Genomic DNA, 25,891 nt, shown 5'->3' on the forward strand with positions numbered 1-25,891 from the left:
TTCCTGGTGAGCGAGAAGGGCGTCGTCTACGAACGCGATCTCGGCACCAACACCGCCGCGGCGGTCGCGAAAATGACGCGCTTCAACCCTGACGAAAAATGGGACATCGTACCCAACTGATTTTGGCACCGCCCCGCCGATGGGAGTCATTTCGCAACGTTCGGACAAAATTCGAATGCGATGCGTCCTTTGCCGCCTGTGACTGGGAAAGACAAGCCTGCATTCCTTTCGTCCGTCTATGGCTACGAGTTGCCAGGCGCGAGCGGCGCTGCGATTGGCGCCTAAATTGAGACTTCTCAGACGACATCTGGGCGATGTTCGCCACTGCTGCAAATTCCGTAGCCGCCAGGCGCGACGAACCACCTCGCGGCGTCAGGAATAGGGTTCACGGACCCGATTTTGGAAACCGCCCCCCAAGCGAGATCACGAGTGTTGCAGTTCCGCACTCGACTCGCCGTTAAAGCAATGCTCCAGTAACAACAGGCTAAAGTTGGGAGTTGGCGATGTACTACGAGTGGAACGAAGCCAAAGCGAGACGGCAGTACCTGATCAAGTTCGCCTCGGTCTGGCTGGCAGCGATCGCGTTGGCATTTCTTCCTGTCTGGTGGTTGGTGCAGGAAACCACTTTCTAGTCTTGTCAGACGAAGATCTTGCCTGATCGGGAGACACCCAAGGGGTGAACTCGGCCGCAACGCCTACGCCTCTCAGAACTCTCGAAACAGTTCCTACCAGCTGCAGCGCCAGTTACCAACATTGGCGTACGTGCGATCGATGGTCGGCTGTGCTTTTATGACCCCGGCCAGAAAATGCGGCCACTTCCTGTGATAGTGTTCCGAGGTCCGTGCACACCCCTGCGGGCCTCGTCCTTTGCGCCTCCCACCGAATGACTAGCCCTCCCCCTCAAACGGAGGCATCCTGCCCTTCGCCCCAATAGGTTATTCTGAAACTTGTTCGCAGTCCCTCTGTGAGCAGGGTTAACTCAGGGCCCCTCAGAACCCCGTCGAGCCTTGCGCTTCTCTGTTCTACAGCCAGGCCGCGACAATAGCCGCGGCCTCGGCATTTTCAGGAGGGCTTCGATTTCGGCTGCTCCCGACCCGCGATCGACATGTGCTTGAAGCCTCTGTAGTTCGGTTACATCCGCGTGTCATTTGGCTGCACGTCGAAGCCGCTATGTGACCTCCGGCGACTGTCGATCTGGGGGCTCTCGCATACAGATGGCCTCCTCGGCGCGTCGCGGCCGCTGAATGCCTCGTCGGCATGACCGTGGTGACAGCAGGCTGGATGATGCTTGGACGAGTGAGTGTGCTGGTGGTCAAGAACACTTGGAGGGCGCCTCAATGCCCCCTAAAGTCGGCCTGGACGCACTCCTCATCAACGGCGATGAGAACTGCGACAAACGCTAGGGCACAATTCCGGGCGCCCTGAGTCGGGGTAACATAAACCAGTAAACCGAAGGCGAGATGAGCGGGCAAGGCAGGGACAGGTTCAAGATTGCCATTCTGGCTGTTGCCCTTACCGGCCTTACGGTTGGGGCCAGCCTGAGGCTTGCCGGAAATGTTGATCTCGCCGAGATGGTCTGGGTCGCGGGGGTCGTTCCTGTCCTTGCCGTCCTAATCATCGAGATTGTCCGAAGCCTCTGGAGAGGCGAGGTCGGCCTCGACATCGTGGCGGCTCTGTCCATGTCGGCCGCGCTTGTCTTCGGTGAGACGCTCGCCGCGGCCGTCGTCGCGCTGATGTACACTGGAGGCACATTCCTCGAGAGCTTTGCCGAAGGCCGTGCCCGCCGTAACATGCAAGACCTCCTCTCACGTATTCCACGCACCGCCGCCCGATACCGCGACGGCGCGTTGGAAGAGGTGTTGCTCAACCAAATCGCACCCGGCGACCTTCTCCTCATTCGGCAAGGGGACGTCGCGCCTGTCGACGGAACTGTCGAGAGCGCGCGCGCGGTCGTCGACCAGTCAGCCATGACAGGTGAATCGATGCCTGTGAGACTGATGCACGGGCAAGAGGCGATGAGCGGCTCGACCAATGTGGGTGATGCCTTCGATCTGCGCGCAAGCCGCCGCGCTGCGGAGAGCACCTATGCAGGAATCGTCCGTCTGGTCGAGGAGGCGCAGCGGTCGAAGGCGCCGATGTCTCGACTGGCAGATCGCTATTCGATCCTGTTCCTCGTCGTTACGGCCACGCTTGCCGCTGCCGCGTGGTGGATGACCGATGACCCAATCCGGGCCGTAGCCGTGCTGGTCGTAGCCACACCCTGCCCTCTGATCCTTGCGGTGCCGGTCGCGCTGGTCGCGGGCCTATCGAGGGCAACGCACTTTGGCGTGCTGATCAAGGGCGCGAGGGCCCTCGAGGCACTCACGCAGGCCCAAACATTGATCCTCGACAAGACCGGCACACTGACGGACGGCCGTCCGCAGATTGTGTCGGTCGACACTTATGCCGACTTGCAGCCGGGTGAAGTGCTTCGCTTGGCTGCGGCAGCCGATCAGGCATCGAAGCACCCCATGGCACAGGCGATCGTTGCCTCGGCACGCGCGCAGGGCATGCCCCTGCCAATACCGACGCATATCGAGGAAGTTCCAGGAGACGGGGTCGCGGCTCAGGTGGACGGCCGATCCGTCGTCGTGGGCGGGACAGATTTCGTGATCAGCAAGATTGGCAGATCGCGGGCTCCGGATCAGGAATCCGAAGCGGGCTCTGTGCTGGTCGCGGTCGCGGTGGACGGCCAGCTCGCGGGAAATCTGGTCCTGTCCGACCCGTTGCGCCGGGAAACGGCAGGCTTCCTTTCCGGCATCCGCCGCAGTGGCATTAGACGGATTGTGCTTGCCACAGGCGACCGTCACGCCGTCGCCGAGGCCGTTACTGAAGGGCTCGGGCTTGATGCCGTCCGCGCCGACCTGACGCCCGACCAGAAAGTTCTTCTGGTGCTGACCGAACGCAAGAACGGGCCGGTGATGATGGTGGGCGACGGCGTCAACGACGCTCCCGCATTGGCGGCCGCCGATATCGGCGTAGCAATGGGAGCACGGGGGGCGGCCGCCTCCGCCGAGGCTGCTAGCGTTGTTCTGCTGGTTGACGACCTCGGTCGGCTCGTTTCGGGGCTAGAAGTGGCTAAGCGATCACGCGGGATCGCGCTCGAAAGCGTCTTCGCGGGCATCGGTCTTTCCATGGCCGGAATGGTTGCCGCAGCCCTTGGCTACCTCACGCCAGTCCAGGGCGCGCTCCTTCAGGAGGCAATCGATGTTGCGGTCATCCTGAACGCCTTGCGCGCGCTGCGAATAACACCAAGAAACGTGTCGGCAGTGGGCACACGGGTTAACCCTGTCGAGCTCCAATCCCAGGCAGAACGCTACGGTGCCTCTCAATGACTAGCCTCTCCCTAGCTGAGACGCATATGGTGTCTCGACGCCGATCTGCATCGGCGATGCACGCGGCAATACCTTTGAGGGACCGGAAGCCCGTCATTGAAAGCCTCAAATTGCAAGATGTCAGAAAGGTTTAGGCTGAGCGCCGAACGCGGTCTCGATCTGCCGCGAATATTACAACCAGAAACTTATTTTGAGACGACACGGCCACTAAGTCGGGTAGGCTGCTTCCATGAGGGGGTAGCTGGAATGAACTCGGAAGCGCGAGACTATGGACATCAAACCGACTGGCAAAGCATCGCCATGCTAACGATGCCATTGGCCATTGCCGTCGTTTCGTTTGGATGTCAGTTTTTCCTGTAGATATCTCATTATGGAAGGCTCCGCGCTTTTGCAGCACAACGCTGCAGCGCAGTGACTTGCATCGTATTGGACGCCCCTAGACTGTCACAAGGAGAGCGTTGCCCGAGGCGGTTGCGTTCTATCCAGACAACCTCATTTTAAGCTCGACAAGCACAATCCGAGGAAATTCGCTGCACCCTCGCGCGACGAACTGGCGCGGCGCCCAAGGCGCAGCGATTTGATGGCGAGTCCGAAAACTCCACCGCCATGTCGCGCTGGACAGCTTTGTAGATAATCGCTGCCCTCCCTGGGGTCCTCAAGCTTGCGCTGGGTCAAGGTGCGAAACAAGCGGGCCACCTGTTCCGAACGCGGCATCATTGGAAACAGCGAAAGCGACTCCAGATGTATTTGGCGACGTTTACTTCGAGCCATATTCACTTACCTAAAGGGCAGAATAGCCCGAGAATTTAAGGGAGCTGCCTGGGCAACCTCCTCGCAGCAGGCGATACCGGCAGCTGCCTTTTGACGGAGGAGAAAATGACCGATAGCCGCTCAGATCCGAAGGGACCCGATCTCGCCCTCGGAATAGCACTCGACAACCTTCCCGATGGAGGCAAGCTGGTTGGTCACAAAGACGGCGAGCCCGTGCTTCTCGTGCGTCGTGGAGCAGAGATATTTGCCGTTGCCGCCACCTGTTCGCACTATGGCGGACCGCTGGTCGACGGCCTGGTTGTCGACGACAGTGTTCGTTGCCCCTGGCATCATGCCTGCTTCGACCTGCGAACCGGAGAGGCCCTGCGCGCACCGGCCCTGTCGCCGCTCACGTGCTGGTCGGTCGAGCAGCGCGGCGATAGGATTTTCGTTGGCGATAAACGCAAGAAATCGTCGCAAGCCTCGCGCGATAGCAATGCCGAGGTCTTGCCGGGAAGAATCGTCATCGTCGGCGGTGGCGCGGCGGCTTTTGCCGCAGCCGAAAGACTGCGGCGCGAACAATATCAGGGCGCCATCGTCATGATCAGCGACGACGAGGCGTTGCCGGTCGACCGCCCCAACCTCTCGAAGGACTATCTTGCGGGCAAGGCTCCCGAAGACTGGATCCCACTGCGCACGGAAGGCTTTTATGCCAAGAACGGCATCGAGGTACGCCTCGGAACGAAGGTTGCCGACATTGATGTCCGCGCCAGAGAGGTCGTGCTCGCCGATGGCGGCCGGGTTGCCTTCGACAAATTGCTGCTAGCGACCGGCGCCGAACCGGTGCGCCTCAGCATACCGGGTGCCGACCAGCCTCATGTCCACACACTGCGCTCGCTTGCCGACAGTCGCGCGATCATCGCGCAGAGCGGCGCGGCGCGGCGCGCTGTCGTGCTGGGCGCCAGCTTCATCGGCCTCGAGGTCGCTGCCGCGCTTCGGACCCGCGGTGTCGAAGTGCATGTCGTGGCGCCTGAGGAACGGCCGATGGAACGGGTGCTAGGTCCCCAGATGGGCGACTTCATCCGCGCCCTGCATGATGAACATGGTGTCGTCTTCCATTTGAAAGATACCGCTGCGAGCATCGGCGCCAGCGAGGTTTTGCTGACGAGCGGCAGCACGCTGACTGCCGACCTGGTCGTTGCCGGCATCGGCGTGCGCCTGCGGGTCGATCTCGCCGAAAGAGCGGGGCTTACCATCGATCGGGGTGTCGTGGTCGATGCCTATCTGGAGACCAGCGCGCCGGGGATATATGCGGCCGGCGATATCGCGCGGTGGCCCGACCCCCACAGCGGCGAGAACATCAGAGTTGAGCATTGGGTCGTGGCCGAGCGGCAGGGTGCTACCGCTGCGCTGAACATGCTCGGACGCCGGAAGGAGTTCACGGATGTGCCGTTTTTCTGGAGCCAGCATTACGACATCCCGATCAATTATGTCGGACACGCCGAGAGATGGGACGCGATCGAGATCGAGGGCGACATTGCTGCGAAGGACTGCCTCCTGCGCTTCACGCACGGCGGACGCGTTCTGGCGGTTGTCACGATCTTCCGCGATGCGGAAAGCCTCGAGGCAGAACTGGCGATGGAACACAACAAGGCATAACGCGCGTAATGGCTCTATGCCAACCCGGATCTCTCCTGTCGCAAAATAGCGCCGTGGAGTTGATCCATAAAGCAGCACCGTGTGGGCTGCCGACGTGGGCGTCACGCGCGCCGCTGTAATGGCTGCCAACGGCTTCACATGTTGATCCAGGCGCCCGACCTGCAGTGCAAGATGGGGCTTTTCCGTCCCGCGACAGCGAGGTGCCCTGAGTTGACAAATGGCTGACTGCCCATAATCTGCGCGTACGCCTTTTAGATCGCCGTTTTTTTTCGTGGTGAGGTTCATGCCCATGGCAAAGTGCATGAGACGATTTCTGCTGGCGAATGTTGCCCTGTGGCTTTCCGCGATCGCGGCCGGCGCTGCGACGCTCGATACGGTCACCCAGCGCGGCAGTGTGCGTATCGGCTACATTACCGACGAGGCGCCCTTTTCCTCCGTCAAATCGGGCGCCGATCCGACGGGATATGCCATCGACCTGTGTGGCAAGATCGCCGACGAAATAGAGTATCGGGTTCCGCAACTGAAGCGCGAATACGTTGAAATGACGCTCGCCAACGGCTTCGATGCAGTGAAAAACGGACAGATCGACCTGCTTTGCGGCGCGATCACAGTCAATTTGAAGAGGCGAGAAATCGTTGACTTCTCACAGCCAATCTTTCTGACGGGGGCGACCGCGCTGCTCCGCAAAGATTCGCCTAACTATCTGCAGACTCTTTTTCTCGAGAAGCCCGCTGTTCGCCCGGTCAGCCAGCGTGTCCCCTCCACACGGGTAATCGGGGTGCGGGCAAGCACAACAACTGGAACGACCCTGCGCGAGGCGTTGGCCATCCAAGCCTCGAAGACGAAGCTTTCCGATTTCGAAACGCACGAGGACGGGCTTAAGGCGCTGGAGGATCACAAGATCGACGCCTATATCGCCGATCAGGTGCTACTCATCAGCCTGGCCAAGAGGGCACGCGATTCATCGTCGCTCGAGATCGGTGATCGGCTCTTTACGCATGAACCCTATGCAATAGCGCTGCGTCGCGACGACGCCGACTTCCGCCTGCTGGCCGACCGTGCGTTGACGGCATTCTATCTGTCGGACGATTTTCTGCCGCTGCTGGAAGGCTATTTCGGATCCGAGGCGCCGATGCTGCACACGCAAATCATCATGGAGCATGTTCCCGATTGATTTTAATCACCTCAATCAAGGGATTACACAAGCAGCTGCACCGCCTTGCGGAACGACCGACCGCAAAGGGGTATCCTGATGGCTAATGCCCGCCGCGCCCGAGAAGATGGGCAGCCAACCGCCAGGTGTGATGCGCGATTCGGTCGAGTCGTCGAGCGGCGTCGATCCGCGCGAAGGCATTTGCAGCTACCAGCTCTCCCAGTGCAACCGAGGCAAGAGTTGTCGCGCGATGGTCCTGCTTCAGCGCGCTGAGTTCTTTTGCCGCCCGTTCGGCGTCCGAAAGCGTCGCGGCGACCTCGGGTGACACGCTCCAACCGATAGCCGCGGCCTGCGCGCTGAGGGCGGTTTCAGAAGTGATCGAGCGACCAATCGCTTCGGCCGCGATCATCACACGTGCGCATAGCTCGGTCGCGCGGCGTTCGAGAACGGCTTCGACCGGCCGGCCGGGGAGCTCCCCCTCCTCCAGGACGTCCGCAAGGCGCGAAGCGTGATCGAGCGCGTGCAGCATGCTCGTCATGCGCAACCGCTCATCCTCAGTCTCGGGCGGCTCCTTCAATTCGGAGAGAAAATCCCGTATCTCCGTCAGCACAATGCCGGTCGAAACGCCTCCGGTCGCAAGCCTCGTCGGGCCTGAGAGCGCAGCAGAAACCGAGGCAGTGTTCATCGCGAGGACGTCCGCCAGGACGCGCCTGACCGTCTCGATCGCGATGACCGGACTGGCAAGGGCGCTTGGATCAAGCGCGCGCTGAACGGCTGTCTGCCTCGACGGCAACATACGCTCGACAACGCGGGTAAACCATTGCGTCGCCGGAAGCAGCACCGCAACCCCTACGACGTTATAGGCCGTGTGATAGGCAGCAAGCTGCGTCATCCCGTCGACCGACGCGGAAAAGCGTTTCATCAGTACAGTCGTGAACGGAAAGGCGATGATCGCGATAAGCGCCGCGATCATCTTGAACAGCACATAGGCCAGGGCGAGGCGCTTGGCCGTCGTGCTGGCGCCGATCGCGGCTAAGGCGGAACTCGTCGCCGTCCCGATATTCTGGCCGATGATCAGTGCTGCGCCTTGCTCCAGGCTCACTGCCCCGGCGTAGAAGGCGGAAATGGTCACGGCGATCGCCGCCGTCGAGGACTGCATGACCGCCGTCATCGCCAAGCCAACGCCGATCAGCATCATGAGGCCAGCCAAACCCGCACCCCAGCTAACTCCCGGAGAACCAAGCACCGAGGGCAGATCGGACGGATGCAACGTCTCCGCCAGCCCCCCCATGCCCTGCTGCAGCGTCGTCAGCCCGTAAAGAATGAGCGCGAAACCCGCAAGCGCACTGCCCCCCGCCGCGATCCTCCCGCCGCTCAGTAGCTTGGCCAGCGCTCCGATGAATATCATCGGCAGCGCGTAGGGTGAGAGCGAGACTCTCACGCCGATCAGCGCAACCAGCCATCCCGTTCCCGTTGTGCCGACATTGGCGCCGAAAACGAGCCCAAGCCCCTGCGGGAAGGTCAAGAGCCCGGCGTTGACGAGACCGATCGTCGTCATCGTCACCGCGCTCGACGACTGGACGAGCAAGGTGACGACAGCGCCCCAGAAAGCGCCGGAGAGCGGCGTGGCGACTGCCGCGCCCAAGGCGGTCCGTAACGCCGATCCCGCCAATGCCTTGAGGCCGTCGGTCATGACGGTCATGCCGAGGAGAAAGAGCCCAATTCCACCGAGAATGGCAACCGCTGTCGACATCGGCGTTTGGCTCCCTTCGCTTCGCTCTTTATCTCTTCAAGCTAATAGGACCAACCTCGCCGTGCAAGCGGGCTTGGAATGCCCTTCCTTTGGGTGAGTGAGCACACGGGAAGCCAACGCGCGGCCTTCGATTCGGTGCTTATCTTTTCCGGATCTGATCCGCGGCGGCCGGCCTCCCCCCTTGCCTCTCCTTGCCGTAAGAGGATGCTTCTCCGCCAGTTGTTGCGACTCAGCGGCTTGCAAAAAACCTGTTGGCGGGCCGAGATAGGCCAAGGTGTTCACGTAGCGTCGCACCCTCGTAATCCCTCCTGAAAATGCCTCGTCGCTGCAGCTCGGGTACAAGCCGATCAACGACATCGTCGAGACCTTGGGGAAGGTAGGGGAAGACGATGTTGAAACCGTCGCTGCCGCGTGCCGTCAGCCATTGCGCCATCTCATCGGCGATCGTTTCCGGCGTTCCTACGAACGCAAGGCCCGCGTAGCCCCCATAGCGCTGCGCGAGCTGCCGAACGGTCAACTGCTCTTCCTGGGTGAACTTCAGCACTTGCGCGCGGCCGGTCTTGCTGGCGTTCGTCTCGGGTATCTCAGGCAGCGGCCCGTCCGGATCGAAGCCGGAAGCATCATGACCAAGGGCGATCGAGAGCGAAGCGACGGCGCTGTCATAGTGAACGAGGCTGTCGAGCAGCGCCCGTTTCGCGCGCGCCTCCTCAATGCTGTCGCCAATGACGATGAAGGCGGCCGGCAGGATCTTGAGGCTATCAGGATCGCGGCCGACGGCGGCCATCCGCCCCTTGATATCGGCATAGAGTGATTGCGCCGCCGGGAGATCGCGCGGCGAGCAGAAGACGACTTCGGCTGTCTCGGCGGCAAGCTGGCGGCCCGGCTCTGACTGCCCCGCCTGCACGATCACCGGCCATCCCTGAGGCGGGCGGGCAATATTGAGCGGACCGCGCACGCTGAGCTCCTCGCCCTTGTGATTGAGGACATGCATTTTGGTCGGGTCGAAAAACTGGCCACTTTCCACGTCGCGCGTAAATGCGTCGTCGGCGAAACTGTCCCAGAGGCCGGTGACGACGTCGTAAAACTCGCGGGCGTGGCGATACCGTTCGCCGTGTTCGACATGTTCATCGAGGCCAAAATTCAGCGCGGCGTCGGGATTAGCCGTCGTCACAATGTTCCAGCCCGCGCGCCCGGCGCTGATATGGTCAAGCGAGGCGAAGCGGCGCGCAACGTGATAGGGCTCGTCGAAGGTCGTCGAGGCTGTCGCAACGAGCCCGATCCGATCGGTGACGGCGGCAAGCGCCGACAGCAGTGTGAACGGCTCGAAGGAGGTTACCGTCTGGCTCCTCTTCAGTGCCTCCACAGGCATGTTGAGCACGGCCAGATGATCAGCCATGAAGAAGGCATCGAACTTCGCCGCCTCCAGCCTTTGCGCAAACTCCTTTAAGTGCTTGAAGTTGAAGTTCGCGTCCGGGTAGGCGCCGGGATAGCGCCAGGCTCCGGTATGCAGACTGACGGGGCGCATGAAGGCGCCGAGATGCAATTGTCGCTCGTGTGCCATCAAGTCGTCCCGCCTTATGCCTGCCCGTGCCCGCCGACTACGCCTGCGGCTGCTTGGTCTTGCGCAGGTACGGCAGCACCGTGTCAAACGATCCGAAGCGCGTTACCGCGTCCTCGTTGGAGACGGCAGCCGTGATGATGACGTCATCGCCCTGCTGCCAGTTCGCCGGCGTCGCGACCTGATGCTTTGCCGTCAACTGAATGGAGTCGATCGCGCGGAGGATCTCGTTGAAGTTTCTCCCCGTCGTCATCGGGTAGGTGAGGATCAGCTTGATTTTCTTGTCCGGGCCGATGATGAAGACGGAACGAACGGTTGCGTTGTCAGCTGGCGTGCGGCCTTCCGACGTTTCTCCGGCTCCAGCCGGCAGCATGTCGTAGAGCTTGGCAACCTTCAGGTCCTTGTCGCCGATCAATGGATAGTCGACATCGAAGCCGGTCGCCGTCTTGATATCGCTCTTCCACTTGCTGTGGCTTTCCACCGGATCGACAGAGATGCCGATGATCTTGGCGCCGCGGCTGCGGAATTCGGGCTCCAGCCCTGCCATCGCCCCAAGCTCGGTCGTGCAAACCGGCGTGAAGTTCTTCGGATGCGAGAAGAGCACCGCCCAGCCGTCACCAATCCAGTCGTGGAACTGAATGGGACCCTGCGTGGTGTCGGCGGTGAAATCAGGGGCAATATCGTTGATGCGGAGGCTCATGAGTAGTGACCTTGTTGGAAATGGCGCTGGTGTTCAATGACCGGCGATTCTGTAGTCGTTTTCTGGCGCTGTTCAAGCACTTGTGCCACGATGCCGGTGATTAATGGCCGCAAAGATCGCGTGCCGACCAGTTGGCATCGTCGATGACATCGACTACCACGCGGACGAGGCCTCTTTACCAAGAGACGGCTTTTTCGGCGGTATCTTATCAAGATGCCGCGTTCTGGCTTTCAGGGTTTCAAAGGCACGGTAGCCCCCCGGCCACCGGCCATAGCCGCTGGCGACATTGACGTGCCCGGCCAGACCGGCATTGCGAAGCTCGCTGCCCCAGAGACGGGCAAACAGTGTCAGGCGATCGAGCGACATATAGTGATCGTTCAGACTGCCGACGACGATACTCGGAAACGGCAGCTCGGCCGTCGGCATCGTACCAAACGCAATCTGCCCGGGATGCAGCTTCTCGGTCACCAGCAGGTCGCACGGCGCCACCAGCAGCGCTCCCCTCACCCGCGCCGCAGAAGGCCGCCCGGCAAGGCTTGCCGCAAGCAGACATCCAAGACTGTGAGCAACGATATAGGCTTCACCGGCATCTTCGAGCACGGCCTCGAGCCTCACCCGCCAGACGCTGAGGTGCGGATGATCCCAATTGTCCTGCTGGACGAGGCGACTTTCGGGATGATCCCGCAGCCATGCGGTTTGCCAGTGCGCATCTTCTGATCCGAAGAGCCCGGGAAGAATTAGTACTGGCGCCATCATCAATCCTTATCCGCATCGTGTGAAGGAGTATCTGTTCCTAGAGAACGCCGAGGGTGATTGCGAAGAGGAACCCGAAGGCGAACACCGTCGCCGCGGAAGCGGCCACATCCGCCGCGGCATCGGCACGCCGGCTACGCGGAGCAATATGGCGAGCATCGAAAACGGCCATGACGATCCCTCAGTACCAAGGCGCCGGAGACGAGCTCCAATAGTAGATTTCATAGTCGCGTGCCGTCAGTTCGCCGTCGCCATGCGGCTCGCACCGTGGCGCGGCTGCCGGTTGGGAAGGACCGATGAGGACCATCGACCGGAACCAAAGAAGAAGAGACTGCATCATCGTTTTCTCCTTGCCGCACCTCAGATCAGCTGGTTGCGCCTCGCATTCGAAAGCAGGTCCGCGGCGCTGGCGACGGGGCCGAACAGCATCAGCAGTCGATTTTGCTCGCGCATCGTCAGCCGATAGCGACGCGCAAAGTCGAAGACGCTCCAAAGCTCGCTCCCCATCGCCCGTTTCTCCGCACTGTCCATGCCACCATTCCTCCAAATCTCATTCGGCCGCCTGAAGCGAGGCCCTTGCCGACGGGACGAAAGAGAAGGCTGCCAGTTCGTCGACGACAGAACCGATACGGCCAGACAGCGCCTCCGAAGCGATTTTGTAGTCGACGAAATCGCGGTCAGCGGCATAGACGGCCGTCGGCAACGTGTGGGCCATGAAGAATCCGAACAGCGGCCGCAGCTGATGCTCGACAATCAGGGCATGGCGGTCTCCGCCTCCGGTGGCAGAAATGATGATGGGCTTCGAGCGCAGTTCGCTCGGCTCGATTAGATCGATCAAGTGCTTGAACAGGCCGGGATACGAGCCCTTGTAGGTCGGCGAGCCGATGACCAGGACATCCGCCTTGACGATATCATCAAGAACCTGGCTGGCCTGTTCATCCAGGTCGCGACGCCAGAGCGCAGTGCCCAGCGACGGACCGACGTCCTTCAGATCGTAGATCTTGCTTGAAAAGCCGTAGTTTTCAGCAGCAAGCCCCGCAATATGCTCGACCAGGGCATAGGTCTTGGACGGACGGTTAAAGCTACCGGCAATACCCACCAATCGCAGCGACATAGATCTCTCTCCTTTGTTGTTAGACCGAATATTGTCTATAAATTTTATGAACAAAAGAAATGACGTTCCGTTATCTAGGAGAACCGTGAAATTCGATGCCCTCGGGCGCGCCGTCACGCAGCGGCTTCTGCAACTCTCCTAAGCTGTTGAACAGCAAACCTACGAGGCGGCAGAGAGCGCGGCCAGACCGTGTAATCGCGTGCGCCTGCTACGGCCCGGCCGTTCAAAAGTTCCAAGGCGTGCCGCAAGCTTTCTGTCTCGGCATACGCGTTTTTCTTGGAACCTTTGGCCGCGCCGCTCGTTGTGTGATTGCAGCGTTTGAAATCCGCGCTGCCGGACCAGCATCGCCTATGTAGGTTCGTCAAAAAGGCCCGGTGGTTTCTATCCCGCCGGGCTTTTCTTGGTCCCTTCCCCCGCTTTTTCTCCTTCGATTGTCGTTCGTTTTGAACAACTTGCGGTCTCGAGCATTAACTATCGTCAGCAACCAGGAAACAACCCAATGACGATCACCGCCAAAGTTGCCGCCGCCCTATGCATGCTCATGGCACTGAGTTCTTGCGCAAACACGATCAAGGGCATTGGGCGCGATACGGCCAATACCGTCAATGCGACCCAGAACGCCGGCAATCGTGTAGCGAATGCTGCGTCCCGCTAATCTCGTTGATGGCTTCGCCGCCAACAACCGGGCCCTGCATGCTTCCCGGTCTGAAACCCGCCGAGACGCGTTTTTTGGTGGACAGCCTGAGCGCGTTCGAAAGGAGCGTTTCAATCTCTTCGCGTTAATCGACGGAAATAGCCGGCGGGCCTTGAAATCGCATCGATCGAAGCAAAGATTCGTCTGGATGCGATGGAGGCCTAGCCATGTCGAACTATAAAGAGGAAAGGCGGTTTCGGTGTCAGGACGACAGAGGAAAAACCTATGTCGTCATTCAGCAGATCAGGATTTCTGGCCAAAACGCGCCTTCGCCCAAGACCGACTATATGACCGAGGAAGGCGAGATCGTGAATCGACTCGATGAAGATCATTTTCTGCTCCTGCTCGATGGGCAGGTACTGCACATTCCCCATATCTCGGATACGGATCACTGAGCGGTGACGGCAACGACAGAAATGGCGCGCCGCTGACTCCAGGTGCTTTCGCTGCGTCTGCCGCCGACCAAACTCAACCGAATCATGATTCGGCGCGATCATCCGCATGACTGGGACATGAACGCCGGTTTCAGTGCGCATTCATTCGCCACATCTAATCTGCCCAACCATCAGCGCTCCGAAGGCGTTGCGTTGACAGATACAGATGGAGACCGATCATGAGAAAGCTAGTTGTTGCAGCCGCCGGACTAGCGACGCTGCTCGTAGCCTCACCGGCTTTCGCGGACGGCGTATACTTCGAGTTCGGCTCCGGCCCACGCCATTATGACGATCCGCCTCCGCCGCGCTACTATAGGCACGGCCCGCGCTATGCGTACGACGATGATGGCGATGATTATTATCGCCCGCGTTATGCGCGACAGGTGTGCTGGGACCAGCCCTACCAGAAAAAGAGCCATCACCACTACATCACCAAATACAGGACGGTCTGCCGCGATCGCTAACATGCAGTGCGGAAGGCAATGATGGTGCGCCCGGCGGCGCACGATCACCGGTTCCGCATCCTGCGTCCTGCCTTCCTTTTTCAACGAAAGCGCAAAAAGGTGATTGGCCCGGATGGTTAGGTTGCGATAGGACTTCGCGCATCATTGCCTGCCGCCGGAGTGCCTAAGTGTCGATTGCCGATATTTCCTTGTTGAGCGCCCTTTTTGCCGGCGCGCTGTCGTTCCTGTCGCCCTGCGTCCTGCCTCTCGTTCCCCCCTATCTCTGCTATATGGCCGGCATTTCCGTCGAGCAGTTTCGCGGTGGCAGCGCCGTTGCCGTTGCGCCGGACGCGCGGCGGGGCGTGCTGTTTTCGGCGCTTTTCTTCACACTCGGCTTCGCGACCGTTTTTGTGGCGCTCGGCGCTGGTGCATCCAGCATCGGCATGGCGCTTCGCCAGCATCTCGATCTCCTGGCAAAGATCGGCGGCCTGATCATCATCGTCATGGGTTTGAATTTCCTCGGAGTCTTCCGGATTGGAATTCTGGCCCGCGAGGCGCGCTTCCAGGGCAGCGGCAAGCCCGCGACGCTGACCGGTGCCTATATCATGGGCCTGGCTTTCGCTTTTGGCTGGACACCCTGCATCGGTCCGGTACTCGGTGCGATCCTTGGCGTTGCGGCCTCGCGGGAGACGGTTGGCTCAGGTGCTGGGCTGCTGGCCGTCTATTCCCTCGGCCTTGCCATCCCGTTCTGGATCGCCGCTGGCTTTTCCGGCGCCTTCATGAACTTCCTGACGCGCTTTCGCCGGCATCTCGGAACGGTCGAGAAAGTCATGGGCGTATTCCTCGTCCTGACCGGCCTCGCCTTCATGTTCGGTTTCGTCAGTGACGTCGCAATCTGGTTCCAGCAGACCTTTCCAATCCTGATGAAAATCGGCTAAGCCGAAATCACCCCGAAGAAAGTTGCATTTGGAATAGCCGTTGTTCGATATTGTCAGTCTGCTCCTGCCGTTCTTCGGCCTGATCCTCATTGGCTATATCGCAGGCAAGGTGACGAAGCAGCCGGCCGACGCGCTCGGCTGGATGAACACCTTCATCATCTATGCAGCGCTGCCGGCGTTGTTCTTCAAGCTCGTCTCACGCACGCCCTTCGAAGATCTGACAAGGATCGACTTCATCGCCACCGATCTCGCGGCAACCTATTCGATCTTCATTGCACTGTTCGCGATCGGTCGCTGGATCCGGGGTAATTCGCTCGCCGACTGCACGATCCAGTCGTTTGCCGGCGCCTACGGCAACATCGGCTATATGGGGCCTGGCCTCGCTCTGCTGGCGCTCGGCCAAGCAGCGGCCATACCGGTCGCGCTGATCGTCTGCCTCGAGAACGCGCTGCACTTTATCGTCGCGCCGGCGCTGATGGCAGCGGCAGGCGATGACCGGCGTTCCGCGGGACGGCTGGCGATCGACATTACTCGGAAAGTGGCCTTCCACCCCTTTATCCTGTCGACGGCGTTCGGCTTCGTTGCTGCCGGCTTTCACATCGATCAGCCGGCCGCATTCCAGCATTTCGTCGACTATCTCGCGCAGGCTGCCGCCCCCTGCGCTTTGTTTGCCATGGGCGTCACGCTGGCGCTTCGGCCGGTGAGGCGCATACCGGCCGAAATCGGCTATATCGTTCTGGCGAAGCTCATCGTGCACCCGATTGTCGTCTATCTCGCGCTGACCGCCATCGGTGGCTTCGAGCCGGTCTGGATATATGCCGCGGTACTGCTTGCCGCCCTGCCGACGGCAACCAACGTCTTCGTCATCGGGCAGCAATATGGCGTCTGGAAGGAACGCGCTTCGGCAACGATCCTGATCACGACGGCGCTTTCCGTCGTGACCGTCTCGCTCTTCCTGATTGCGATCAAATCAGGCTTTCTTCCGGCTTAGCTTTTCCTTGATCGCGCCGGGAATATCGCGGAACGAACGACCAGGCTCGATGCCCTCACGCATGACAATGCTGCGCAGTGGGGGGAGTGCCGACAGAATGTGCAGGCCGGCAGCGCGCATCATCTGAACAGGCAGGAAATCGGACAATAGCGAGCGATTAAGAAGATCGACGCTCGCGGTGCGGCTCATGATATCGGCGCGACGCTTCCGATCGAAACGGTCGCCGGCATCAGCCGCGATCGGCAGTTCGGGTCGCGTGCAAAGAATGTCCTGAAGCGCCATGACATCGCGCAGGCTGAGGTTCAGCCCCTGCGCGCCGATCGGCGGGAAGACATGCGATGCCTCGCCAATGAGGGCAATCCGCCCCTTGCCGGAGCGATGGGCCATCATGCCTGATAGAGGCCAGAGCTGCACACCTTCCTCGACGGTCACCTTACCGAGCAGTGACTGCATGCGCTCCTCGACGACATTGCTCAGTTCAACGAGCGAGAGTTCATTGCGGGCGACGGCATCCGATGGGTTCTGGACCCAAACGAGGCTGGAGCGATTGGCGGGCAGCGGCACCTGAGTGAAGGGTCCGCTTTCCGTATGGAACTCCGTCGAGATATTCTCATGCGGCAGCGAGTGTTCGAAGTTCAGCACCATGGCCGACTGCCGATAAGACCAGGTGCGAACGTCGATGCCGGCGGTTTCGCGCAGCTTCGACTTGCGCCCATCAGCGCCAACCGCGAACGTCGCCGACAGGATTTCGCCATCGGCAAGCGTGACCGTCACCGATTCGGTGCCGATATCGATCACGTCGGCAAACGACGTAAAGCGCGTGATGTTCCCCTCACCGGCGATCGCGGCCTCCAGCACCCCCATCAAGGCTTTGTTCGGGAAATTGTAGCCGAAGGCCTCAAGATCGAGTTCGACCGAACGGAATGTGGTGATCGGCGCCCGCAGCAGGCGATTCGTGCCGTCGATGATGCGCATGGTGGAAAGCGGCGCGGCCGCTGGCCGCAACTTTTCCCACAACGTCAACCTGTCGAGGAAACGGATCGATTGATCCATGAGCGCGGTCGTGCGCCGGTCCTGGCTCGGCGATGGCGGGGCAACGAGAGCCACGTTGCGTCCGCCGCGAGCCAAGGCGATGGCGGCGATCATGCCAGCAAGCCCGCCACCGATCACCGCGATTTCAAAAGTCTTCATTGCACCGTTCCGTCAATTCTTTGACGGCGATCCGGTGCTTATGCAGCCGGCTTCGCCTGACGGCGCCAACTATAGCCCTTGCCAGCGTCCGCGTCACGCACAGCCGGTTGATAATGATGCGGAATTCCCGGCAGGCGATGTTCCGTGAGGCGCTTTATCGCAGTCTCGTTGGTGACAGCGAAGCTGTCGATGCCGACCCGCTGCATCAGCGGAATCTGGTCGATCAGCACGTCGCCGACGGCGCGCAGTTCGTTGGTGTATCCAAGGCGGTCGCGCAGGAGGGATGCATGGCTGAAGGCCCGGCCATCGTTGAACGCCGGGAAGGCGACAGCGACGATCTCAAGCCGATAGAGGTAGGGCTCGAGCTTGCGAATATCGTCCGCCGGCTTGATCAGCACGCCGAAGCCGACCTCGTTGCTCTCGTCGGCCCTGGCGATCAGCTCGTCCAGGCCGAGAAGGGGCTTCTGCCCCTCGCCTGCCTTCACCTCTTCAGTCTCGATCACCCAGGGATCGTTCTCTACGAAGCCGGTTTCTCTCCAGATCTTGGTCATCGTCCCCTCCTTACGCCGCTTCTGCCGCCGAACCATACAGCGCGTCCTTGAACGGCTGAGGACCAACGCGGCGATAGGTTTCGAGGAAGATCTCAGACGGCTCCTTGCGGATTGTCAGATAGGTGTTGACGATCGTTTCGATCGCGTCGGTCACCTTGTCGGGCTCGAAGCCGCGGCCGATGATCTCGCCGATCGACGTATGCTCGTCGCCCGAACCGCCAAGCGTGATCTGGTAGAGCTCAGCGCCCTTCTTCTCCACGCCCAGCAGGCCGATATGGCCGACATGGTGATGGCCGCAGGCATTGATGCAGCCGGAGATCTTGATCTTCAGCTCGCCGATCTCAGCCTGCCGATCCGGATCGCCAAAGCGCCGGGAGATTTCCTGCGCAACAGGAATGGAGCGCGCATTGGCGAGCGCGCAGTAGTCCAGCCCCGGACAGGCAATGATATCGGTGATCAGACCGGCATTGGCCTCGGCGAGGCCGATGGCGACGAGACCGCGATAGACCGCTTCGAGATCGGCGAGCGCCACATGCGGCAGGATCAGGTTCTGCTCGTGGCTGACGCGGATTTCGTCGAAGGCATATTCCTCAGCGATATCGGCAATGGCATCCATCTGGCTATCCGAAGCATCGCCCGGAATGCCGCCGATCGGCTTCAGGGAGATCGTCACCATGCCGTAGTCGGGATGCTTGTGCGGCTGCACGTTCTGCTGCACCCAGCGAGAGAAAGCCGGATCGGCCTTCTTCCAGCGAGCGAGATTTTCCCAGCCTTCGGCGCGATCCGGCAGGGCCGGCGGCGCAAAATAGGCGGCGATGGCTTCGACATCAGCTTCCGGCAACTTCAGCTCGGATTCCTTGAGTTCCGCGAACTCTCCCTCGACCTGACGCGCCAACTCTTCCGCGCCTGTTTCGTGCACGAGGATCTTGATGCGAGCCTTGTATTTGTTGTCGCGACGGCCATGCAGGTTGTAAACGCGCACGATGGCTGTCGTATAGGACAGCAGGTCCTCTTCCGGAAGGAAGTCGCGGATCAGCTTGGCGATCATCGGCGTGCGGCCCTGGCCCCCACCGACATATACGGCAAAGCCGATTTCACCCTTCTCGTTCTTCTTCAGATGCAGGCCGATGTCGTGGACCTGGATCGCGGCGCGGTCACGTTCTGCACCGGTGACGGCAATCTTGAACTTGCGCGGCAGGAACGAGAATTCCGGATGCACCGAGGACCACTGGCGCAGGATCTCGGCGTAGGGGCGCGGATCCGCGATTTCGTCGGCGGCTGCACCTGCAAAATGGTCGGCAGTAACATTGCGAATGCAATTTCCCGACGTCTGCAGAGCGTGCATCTCAACGGATGCCAGCTCGGACAGCGCATCCGGGATTTCGGAGAGCTTCGGCCAGTTGAACTGCAGGTTCTGGCGGGTCGTGAAGTGGCCGTAGCCGCGGTCGTACTTGCGCGCGATATGAGCGAGCATCCGCACCTGGCGCGAGCTCAGCGTCCCGTAAGGAATCGCGATACGCAGCATGTAGGCGTGAAGCTGCAGATAGACGCCGTTCATCAGGCGCAGCGGCTTGAACGCGTCTTCGGCAAGCTCACCGGAAAGGCGGCGCTGCACCTGGTCGCGGAACTGCTCGACGCGCTCGGCGACAAAAGCGTGGTCAAATTCGTCGTAACGATACATCTGCTTCCTCAGACTGCGATGAATGCGGGGTCGGCGGGCTTGTAGCCCGGCGCGTATTCCATGGTTGGGCCCTGGGCACGAATGCGTTCGCGCAAGCGCAGCGGCCACAGCACGCCGTTGCTCTCCTGAACCTCGACGACGGCTACGTCCACGACCTGATTGTCGGCATAGGACTTCTTGCCAATTGCTTCCAGCGCATCGACGGCTTCTGTATGGCGAGCAACAAGGGCTTCCTGCAGCGAGGTCACCCATTGGCCGTTGGCGTTCAGCCAGACGGCGATGCCATCCGTCAGTCGGTTGGCAGTCAGGACCTTGTCCACCATGTTCAGCTCCTTGCAAATTCCTCGGACCGGGCGAGTTCGCGCACGAGCGGTTCCGACAGTTCCAAATTGGCGCCTGCTACAGCATCGCCGATAATGACCATAACCGGGCCGGTCAACTCGTCACGGTGCTGCAGATCAGGAAGATCCCGCAGAATCCCATGCAACAGCCGGCGATTGGGACGGCTGGCATTCTCGATGACGGCGACAGTGGTTTCTGCCGGAAGGCCAGCCTGCATCAGGCGCTCGGCGACGGAAGCGGCGACGGTGCGCCCCATATAGACGGCGATCGTTGCGCCTGAGACGGCGAGGCTTGCCCAATCCGGCAGGACATCACCCGTCAGATCGTGGCCGGTCGTGAAGACCAGCGAGGATGCCACGCCACGCAACGTCAGCGGCAACTCGAAATCGGCGGCGGCGGCGAAGGCCGAGGTGATGCCGGGGACCACTTCATACGAAATGCCCGTAGCCCGCAGCGCCGCCATTTCCTCACCTGCCCGGCCGTAGACCAGCGGATCGCCGGACTTCAGGCGAACCACGCGCTTGCCTTCGCGACCGAGATATACGAGCAGATCGTTGATCTCTTCCTGCGACTTCGAATGGCATCCCTTGCGCTTGCCGACCGACAGGCGCTCGGCGTCGCGGCGGCCCATGTCGACGATTTCCTGCGGCACGAGGGCATCATAGACGATGACATCGGCCTCCATCATCACGCGCTGGGCGCGCAGCGTCAGCAGGTCCGCAGCACCCGGCCCGGCGCCGACGAGCCAGATGTGCCCCTCGACCTTCTCAGCGGACCGAAACAGGCCGTTGGCTGCACGGCGAGCCTGCGGCAGGTTCTCGCGGGCGACAGCATCGGCGACCGCGCCGGAGAAGAAGCGGCGCCAGAACAGGCGGCGCGCAGCGCCCTTCGGGACGAGATGCTCGACGGTCTTTCGATAGCCGATGGCAAGATCGGCCAGCCGCCCAAGTGATGGTGCAAGAAGTTGATCGACCTGTGCACGGATCATCTGTGCGAGCACCGGTCCCGCGCCTTCGGTGCCGATAGCGACAGCGACCGGCGCGCGATTGACGAGAGCAGGCGTGAAGAAATCGCAGTAGTCAGACTGATCGACGGCGTTGGCGGGCACCTTTTCGGCGCGCGCGGCCTCAACGATGGCGCGATCCTGCGCCGCGTCTCCGGTCGCAGCAAAGACGAGTGTTGCCCCACGGACTTGCTCGTCCACAAAAACTGCGCGCACCGTCTCAATCCGATTGGCGATCAGATAGGCGTGGTAATCGGCCTCAGGATGATCGGTATAGGCAACAACCCGTGCCTGCGTGTTCAGCAGCAAGCGAACCTTGGCGAAAGCCTCGTCGCCATTGCCGAAGACGGCCGCGATCCTGCCCTCGACGCGAAAGAAGGCAGGGAATACCGACAGTTGTTCAGTCTTGGGAGACATCATCAATCCATTTCGAAGTTGCCGGAATATGCACTCTCTGCCCAGGCAAATGAAGAAACAGAAATTCCAATGCCCGCGCGCGCACGTATTCTTTTACTCGCTCTCTCAATGATTTGAGTAAAAGTCACCGGTGCGGCGCAGCGGACACACCTGCGTCTGCCGCAGCGCAGCAGAAAGGCTGTGACAAATCCCGCTCCCCGTCGAAATCGGCATTTGCCTCGCCTACCGCTACCGGTAGAGTGCGGCCACCAAGGAGAAAGCCATGTCCGACCAGACCATCGCCGCCCGCCTGCTCAACGTCATGGAACAGGACATCCTGCCGATGACCGAACGCGGCGTCGCTGCCGGCAACAAGGTGTTCGGCGCTGCGATCCTGCGCAAGTCCGACCTCTCGCTCGTCATCGCCGAGACCAACAACGAGCTTGAAAATCCGCTGTGGCATGGCGAGGTGCACACGCTGAAGCGCTTGTACGAACTGGGCGAGAAGCCAGCCACCAAGGATCTCATCTTTCTGTCGACGCACGAACCCTGCACCATGTGCATGTCGGCGATCACCTGGGCCGGGTTCGACAATTTCTACTATTTCTTCAGCCACGAGGATTCGCGCGACGCCTTCGCCATTCCTCACGACCTGAAGATCCTGAAGGAGGTTTTCGGTCTGGAACCGGGTGGCTACAGGCGCAGCAATGCATTCTGGAACAGCTTTGCCATTGCCGATCTCGTCGAGACCGAAGAAGAGCATTTGAAGGCCGAACTGAAAACACAGACTGCGCGCATCAAGGCGCGGTACGATGCGCTCTCGGAAAGCTACCAGGCGTCGAAGAGCGACAACGACATTCCACTGAACTGAGTGACCATGGAAGCCTCAAAAGACATTTCGCGCCTGATCGAGATCATGGCCGCGCTGCGCAATCCAGCAACCGGCTGCCCCTGGGACATCGTCCAAACGTTCGAGACGATAAAGCCCTACACGATCGAGGAGGCCTATGAAGTCTCCGACGCAATCGAGCGCAATGACATGGACGACCTCTGCGAGGAGTTGGGCGACCTGCTGCTGCAGGTCGTGTTTCATGCGCGCATGGCCGAGGAAGCGGGAGAATTCTCCTTTGGCGACGTCGTTGAGGCAATCACCCGCAAGATGATCCGCCGCCATCCGCATGTCTTCGCCCGTTCTGATGCCGACACGCCCGATGCGGTGAAGAAGCAGTGGGACGACATCAAGCAGGCAGAAAAGCGCGAGCGCGCCGAACGGCGAGCCAAGCGCGGCGTCAGCGAGGATTTCAAGGCGGGGTTCCTCGGATCGGTCCAGCGGAGCTTCCCTGCCCTGACAGAGGCGCTGAAGCTGCAGGAACGCGCTGCAAAGGTGGGCTTCGATTGGTCAACGCCCGAACCGATCCTCGACAAAATCGAGGAGGAAATCGGCGAGTTGCGTGTCGCCTTAGCGGAAGGCGATCAAGCAAAGGTCAGTGATGAGCTCGGCGACCTCATCTTCGCCGTGGTCAATATCGGCAGGCATGTAAAGGCTGACCCGGAAGATTCCTTGCGCGGAACGAATACAAAATTTCGTAGACGTTTCATTCATATCGAAGCCGTTCTTGACGCGGAAGGCGAAACTTTGGACGCGGCGAGTCTGGAGCGGATGGAAGAAATCTGGCAGGCGGCGAAGGCTATCGAGCGGCAACTGGGCTGAGCCGACATCCTTACCTGCGTGAGGCCCAGTCCGGGCATAATGCAAAGCCCGCTGCAGGGAGCTCTAGCGTTCCCAATCCTCTTTCGCGACTTTCGGCCCGTTGCCCAGGCGGCGCTCCAGTTCGACCGCTTCGGTTTCCGAGAGACGTACATCGAGCGTGATCGACCCGTCCTCGTTGTCCTCGCGGTTATCGACGATCGCATGATCGTAGAGCCAAGGCAGCAGCGCCAACTTGTCGACAGGCAAGCGCACAGTCGCTTCGGTCAGCACGCCTGACAGTCTGCGGCTGATCTCTCCCATCAGCGTATCGATACCCTCGCCGCTGATTGCGGATAGGGCGACGACGTTCTCGGCACCACTCGCCTTCTGGACGATGGCATCGTGCGCTTCCGGCTCAAGGCGATCGATCTTGTTCCAGACTTCGATGATGCGCTTGTCGCCCTCTTCCTCGTCGATGCCGAGGTCCTTCAGGATGCGGAGCACGTCGGCACTCTGCGCCTGATTGTCGACGTCGGACATATCGCGGACATGAAGGATCAAGTCGGCTTCCAGCACTTCTTCCAGCGTAGCGCGGAAAGCGGCGACGAGGTGGGTTGGAAGGTCCGAGATGAAACCGACGGTGTCGGAGAGGATCACCGTGCGGCCATGTGGCAACTTCATTCGGCGCAGCGTGGGATCGAGCGTTGCGAACAGCATATCTTCGGCCAGCACGCCTGCCCCGGTGATCCGGTTGAACAGTGTCGACTTGCCGGCGTTGGTATAGCCGACGAGCGCCACGATCGGATGCGGCACCTTCTTGCGCTTGGCGCGATGCAGCTGGCGGGTGCGGACCACCTGTTCCAGCTCACGCTCGAGCTTGACGATGCGGTCCTGCAGCAAGCGACGGTCGGCTTCGATCTGGGTTTCACCAGGACCACCCATGAAGCCGCCACCGCCGCGCTGACGCTCAAGGTGGGTCCAGCTGCGAACCAGACGGCCCTTCTGATAGTTCAGATGAGCTAGATCGACCTGCAGCGTGCCTTCCTTGGTGGAAGCGCGACGGCCGAAGATCTCGAGGATGAGGCCGGTGCGGTCGATGACCTTGGCGTTCCATTCCTTCTCGAGATTGCGCTGCTGTACCGGTGTCAGCGGATGGTCGACGATCACGAGACCGGAATCATTCGCATCCAACGTCGCCTTGATCTCTTCGATCTTGCCCGTGCCCATCAATGTTGCGGGTCGCGGATCGCTGACGGTGACGATCGTGCCATTCACCACATCGAGGTCGATCGCCTGCGCAAGACCGGTCGCCTCTTCCAGGCGGCTCTCGGGCGTGCGGGTGACCACAGGCGCAGCATCGCCCGCACTGCGTCCGGCGCGCCCCTGCTTGAGCACGGGCACGACGACGGTCGCGCGCATATCATCCCGGTGCTTGGCTGCTTCCGGGATGATCGAATCGTTTTTGGTATCGCGTGTCGAGATAATTGCAGGTCCCGTTAGGAAGAAGCTTCTTCGCTTTCGAACATCTGCATCGGCTGGCCGGGCATGATGGTCGAGATTGCGTGTTTATACACGAGTTGCGAATGGCCGTCACGGCGAAGCAGAACGCAAAAATTGTCGAACGAGGTGACAACTCCGGTCAGCTTCACGCCATTGATCAAGAAGATTGTCAGTGAAATCTTTTGTTTGCGTACAGTATTGAGAAATAAGTCCTGCAGATTCTGAGAACGTTCCGCCATCGCGCCGCTTCTTTCTTTATTGCCGGCTTCATTCCGCCGGTGAAATACTAATCAACCTCGCCTGCAGGCAGCCGACAACCCTCATCCCATCTGCCCAGAAAGTCTTGGTATCAAATCGCAATCTTTTCCGCAACGTCGAAAAAGGCCTCCCTAATTTTCTGGGAGACGCTGCCTGGATGGCCATTTGCGATCGGCTGGCCATCGATCGACACAACCGGAAAGCAGATGCTCGTGGCCGCCGTGATGAACACCTCACGCGCCGCAAGCATCTCCGCGACCGAGAATTTCCGCTCCTCGATCTTCAGGCCCAGCTTGGCGCCGACATCGATCAGCGTCGTGCGGGTAATGCCGCGCAGAATGCCGTGTTCAGCCGGACGCGTAATGAGAGTGCCGTCGCGATCGACGATCCAGACATTGGTCGCAGCTCCCTCTTTCACCATGCCATCGGCGTCCACAAAGATCGCCTCCTGCGCACCGGCTTCCTTCGCGTGCTGGCGCGCCATGGCGTTCGGCAAGAGACCGACGGACTTGATATCGACACGGTCCCAGCGATTGTCGGGCACGGTGATCGCCTTGATGCCTGTCGCGTTCTTCCTCGCGATGATCGAAGGATCGGTGCTCTTGGCGGTGATGACCAGCGAGGGCAGCGTTCCTTCTGCGGGAAACACATGATCGCGCCGTGCAACCCCACGGGTGATTTGCAGGTAAAAGAGACCGTTGCGGACGCGATTGCGCCGCAGCGTTTCGCGAATGACACGGGTCAGCGCGTTGCGGCTCATTGGCCAGGCAATACGCAACTCACCAAGCGATCGGTCCAGCCTGTTCAGATGGCGTGTAAGATCAACGATATAGCCATGCCTGATTTCACAGACTTCATAGACGCCATCCGCGAACTGATAGCCTCTATCCTCGATATGGACCATTGCATTCGAGTGCGTGACATAGCGGCCGTTCACATAGGCTATTCTGGGCATGGTGAACCTG

28 protein-coding genes are annotated in these 25,891 nt (G+C 60.6%); 12 read left to right on the top strand and 16 right to left on the bottom strand.

What is annotated here, in order from left to right:
• The first annotated feature begins 6 nt into the window (after positions 1–6).
• From IB244_RS33255 to IB244_RS27320, 5 genes are all read left to right on the top strand, one after another.
• Positions 7–120: a DUF2950 family protein gene (locus IB244_RS33255; protein ID WP_409564090.1), complete on the top strand. Its 114-nt coding sequence runs from the start codon at positions 7–9 to the stop codon at positions 118–120.
• 383 nt (positions 121–503) lie between these two features.
• The gene (locus IB244_RS32820) at positions 504–632 is read left to right on the top strand and encodes a hypothetical protein (protein ID WP_018858765.1); all 129 of its coding nucleotides are present in this window, start codon (positions 504–506) and stop codon (positions 630–632) included.
• An 828-nt stretch (positions 633–1,460) separates the two neighbouring features.
• Complete coding sequence (locus tag IB244_RS27310) at positions 1,461–3,374, top strand: heavy metal translocating P-type ATPase (protein WP_169683881.1); 1,914 nt, start codon at positions 1,461–1,463, stop codon at positions 3,372–3,374.
• 876 nt (positions 3,375–4,250) lie between these two features.
• Positions 4,251–5,783: an FAD-dependent oxidoreductase gene (locus IB244_RS27315; protein WP_192306285.1), complete on the top strand. Its 1,533-nt coding sequence runs from the start codon at positions 4,251–4,253 to the stop codon at positions 5,781–5,783.
• A 301-nt stretch (positions 5,784–6,084) separates the two neighbouring features.
• Entirely contained in the window at positions 6,085–6,957 is an 873-nt protein-coding gene (locus IB244_RS27320; RefSeq protein WP_018858768.1) for a transporter substrate-binding domain-containing protein, read from the top strand.
• Positions 6,958–7,039: 82 nt separating this feature from the next.
• On the opposite strand, the gene IB244_RS27325 is transcribed toward IB244_RS27320, so the two are convergent.
• From IB244_RS27325 to msuE, 8 genes are all read right to left on the bottom strand, one after another.
• Positions 7,040–8,689 carry a Na/Pi cotransporter family protein gene (locus tag IB244_RS27325; RefSeq protein WP_192306288.1) on the bottom strand — a complete coding sequence of 550 codons (1,650 nt, stop codon included), beginning with the start codon at positions 8,687–8,689 and terminating at the stop codon, positions 7,040–7,042.
• A 229-nt stretch (positions 8,690–8,918) separates the two neighbouring features.
• Entirely contained in the window at positions 8,919–10,250 is a 1,332-nt protein-coding gene (locus IB244_RS27330) for an LLM class flavin-dependent oxidoreductase (protein ID WP_169683878.1), read from the bottom strand.
• A 37-nt stretch (positions 10,251–10,287) separates the two neighbouring features.
• Entirely contained in the window at positions 10,288–10,947 is a 660-nt protein-coding gene (locus IB244_RS27335; RefSeq protein WP_018858771.1) for a peroxiredoxin, read from the bottom strand.
• A 153-nt stretch (positions 10,948–11,100) separates the two neighbouring features.
• The gene (locus IB244_RS27340) at positions 11,101–11,700 is read right to left on the bottom strand and encodes an RBBP9/YdeN family alpha/beta hydrolase (RefSeq protein WP_026371995.1); all 600 of its coding nucleotides are present in this window, start codon (positions 11,698–11,700) and stop codon (positions 11,101–11,103) included.
• A gap of 40 nt (positions 11,701–11,740) precedes the next feature.
• Positions 11,741–11,872 (bottom strand): hypothetical protein, encoded by a 132-nt coding sequence (locus tag IB244_RS32825; RefSeq protein ID WP_018858773.1) that lies wholly within the window; start codon positions 11,870–11,872, stop codon positions 11,741–11,743.
• 9 nt (positions 11,873–11,881) lie between these two features.
• Positions 11,882–12,040, bottom strand: coding sequence for a hypothetical protein (locus IB244_RS27345; RefSeq protein ID WP_169683877.1), 159 nt, complete (start codon positions 12,038–12,040; stop codon positions 11,882–11,884).
• A 20-nt stretch (positions 12,041–12,060) separates the two neighbouring features.
• Positions 12,061–12,231 (bottom strand): hypothetical protein, encoded by a 171-nt coding sequence (locus IB244_RS27350; protein WP_018858775.1) that lies wholly within the window; start codon positions 12,229–12,231, stop codon positions 12,061–12,063.
• A 19-nt stretch (positions 12,232–12,250) separates the two neighbouring features.
• Positions 12,251–12,814, bottom strand: coding sequence for an FMN reductase (gene msuE, locus IB244_RS27355; protein WP_112659451.1), 564 nt, complete (start codon positions 12,812–12,814; stop codon positions 12,251–12,253).
• Positions 12,815–13,313: 499 nt separating this feature from the next.
• On the opposite strand from msuE, the gene IB244_RS27360 reads away from it, so the two are divergent.
• The 5 genes from IB244_RS27360 to IB244_RS27380 all read left to right on the top strand — a co-directional run bounded on the left by IB244_RS27360 (position 13,314) and on the right by IB244_RS27380 (position 16,314).
• Positions 13,314–13,469 carry a hypothetical protein gene (locus IB244_RS27360; protein ID WP_018858777.1) on the top strand — a complete coding sequence of 52 codons (156 nt, stop codon included), beginning with the start codon at positions 13,314–13,316 and terminating at the stop codon, positions 13,467–13,469.
• A 206-nt stretch (positions 13,470–13,675) separates the two neighbouring features.
• Positions 13,676–13,903 carry a hypothetical protein gene (locus IB244_RS27365; protein ID WP_018858778.1) on the top strand — a complete coding sequence of 76 codons (228 nt, stop codon included), beginning with the start codon at positions 13,676–13,678 and terminating at the stop codon, positions 13,901–13,903.
• 218 nt (positions 13,904–14,121) lie between these two features.
• Complete coding sequence (locus IB244_RS27370) at positions 14,122–14,406, top strand: hypothetical protein (RefSeq protein ID WP_169683876.1); 285 nt, start codon at positions 14,122–14,124, stop codon at positions 14,404–14,406.
• A gap of 167 nt (positions 14,407–14,573) precedes the next feature.
• Positions 14,574–15,323 (top strand): cytochrome c biogenesis CcdA family protein, encoded by a 750-nt coding sequence (locus IB244_RS27375; RefSeq protein ID WP_112666929.1) that lies wholly within the window; start codon positions 14,574–14,576, stop codon positions 15,321–15,323.
• 40 nt (positions 15,324–15,363) lie between these two features.
• Positions 15,364–16,314: an AEC family transporter gene (locus IB244_RS27380; RefSeq protein ID WP_018858782.1), complete on the top strand. Its 951-nt coding sequence runs from the start codon at positions 15,364–15,366 to the stop codon at positions 16,312–16,314.
• Here IB244_RS27380 and IB244_RS27385 read toward each other — a convergent pair.
• From IB244_RS27385 to cysG, 5 genes are read right to left on the bottom strand one after another with little or no spacing between them, the layout of a single operon-like run.
• Positions 16,294–17,505 carry a UbiH/UbiF family hydroxylase gene (locus IB244_RS27385; RefSeq protein ID WP_169683873.1) on the bottom strand — a complete coding sequence of 404 codons (1,212 nt, stop codon included), beginning with the start codon at positions 17,503–17,505 and terminating at the stop codon, positions 16,294–16,296. The two genes, IB244_RS27380 and IB244_RS27385, sit on opposite strands and share 21 nt — an antisense overlap.
• Positions 17,506–17,543: 38 nt before the next feature.
• Positions 17,544–18,056 (bottom strand): DUF934 domain-containing protein, encoded by a 513-nt coding sequence (locus tag IB244_RS27390; RefSeq protein ID WP_018858784.1) that lies wholly within the window; start codon positions 18,054–18,056, stop codon positions 17,544–17,546.
• Between the two features lie 10 nt (positions 18,057–18,066).
• Entirely contained in the window at positions 18,067–19,737 is a 1,671-nt protein-coding gene (locus IB244_RS27395) for a nitrite/sulfite reductase (RefSeq protein WP_169683872.1), read from the bottom strand.
• A gap of 8 nt (positions 19,738–19,745) precedes the next feature.
• The gene (locus IB244_RS27400; RefSeq protein ID WP_018858786.1) at positions 19,746–20,060 is read right to left on the bottom strand and encodes a DUF2849 domain-containing protein; all 315 of its coding nucleotides are present in this window, start codon (positions 20,058–20,060) and stop codon (positions 19,746–19,748) included.
• 2 nt (positions 20,061–20,062) lie between these two features.
• Positions 20,063–21,499 (bottom strand): siroheme synthase CysG, encoded by a 1,437-nt coding sequence (gene cysG, locus IB244_RS27405; protein WP_169683871.1) that lies wholly within the window; start codon positions 21,497–21,499, stop codon positions 20,063–20,065.
• A 262-nt stretch (positions 21,500–21,761) separates the two neighbouring features.
• Between cysG and IB244_RS27410 the strand changes: the two genes are divergently transcribed.
• Positions 21,762–22,349 (top strand): nucleoside deaminase, encoded by a 588-nt coding sequence (locus IB244_RS27410; RefSeq protein ID WP_018858788.1) that lies wholly within the window; start codon positions 21,762–21,764, stop codon positions 22,347–22,349.
• 6 nt (positions 22,350–22,355) lie between these two features.
• Entirely contained in the window at positions 22,356–23,189 is an 834-nt protein-coding gene (gene mazG / locus IB244_RS27415) for a nucleoside triphosphate pyrophosphohydrolase (protein WP_192306290.1), read from the top strand.
• Positions 23,190–23,252: 63 nt separating this feature from the next.
• Here the strand turns inward: mazG and hflX are convergent, their stop codons facing one another.
• The 3 genes from hflX to IB244_RS27430 all read right to left on the bottom strand — a co-directional run bounded on the left by hflX (position 23,253) and on the right by IB244_RS27430 (position 25,881).
• A complete protein-coding gene (hflX, locus tag IB244_RS27420) occupies positions 23,253–24,587 on the bottom strand; it encodes a GTPase HflX (protein WP_169683870.1) in 1,335 nt (444 codons plus the stop codon).
• Between the two features lie 77 nt (positions 24,588–24,664).
• Positions 24,665–24,907 carry an RNA chaperone Hfq gene (gene hfq / locus IB244_RS27425; RefSeq protein ID WP_192306292.1) on the bottom strand — a complete coding sequence of 81 codons (243 nt, stop codon included), beginning with the start codon at positions 24,905–24,907 and terminating at the stop codon, positions 24,665–24,667.
• Positions 24,908–25,017: 110 nt separating this feature from the next.
• Positions 25,018–25,881 (bottom strand): D-amino-acid transaminase, encoded by an 864-nt coding sequence (locus IB244_RS27430; RefSeq protein ID WP_025659011.1) that lies wholly within the window; start codon positions 25,879–25,881, stop codon positions 25,018–25,020.
• Positions 25,882–25,891: the final 10 nt, after the last annotated feature.

The sequence above is a fragment of the Rhizobium sp. RHZ02 genome (genome assembly GCF_014851575.1).
In the GTDB taxonomy this organism is placed as follows: Bacteria; Pseudomonadota; Alphaproteobacteria; order Rhizobiales; family Rhizobiaceae; genus Rhizobium; species Rhizobium altiplani.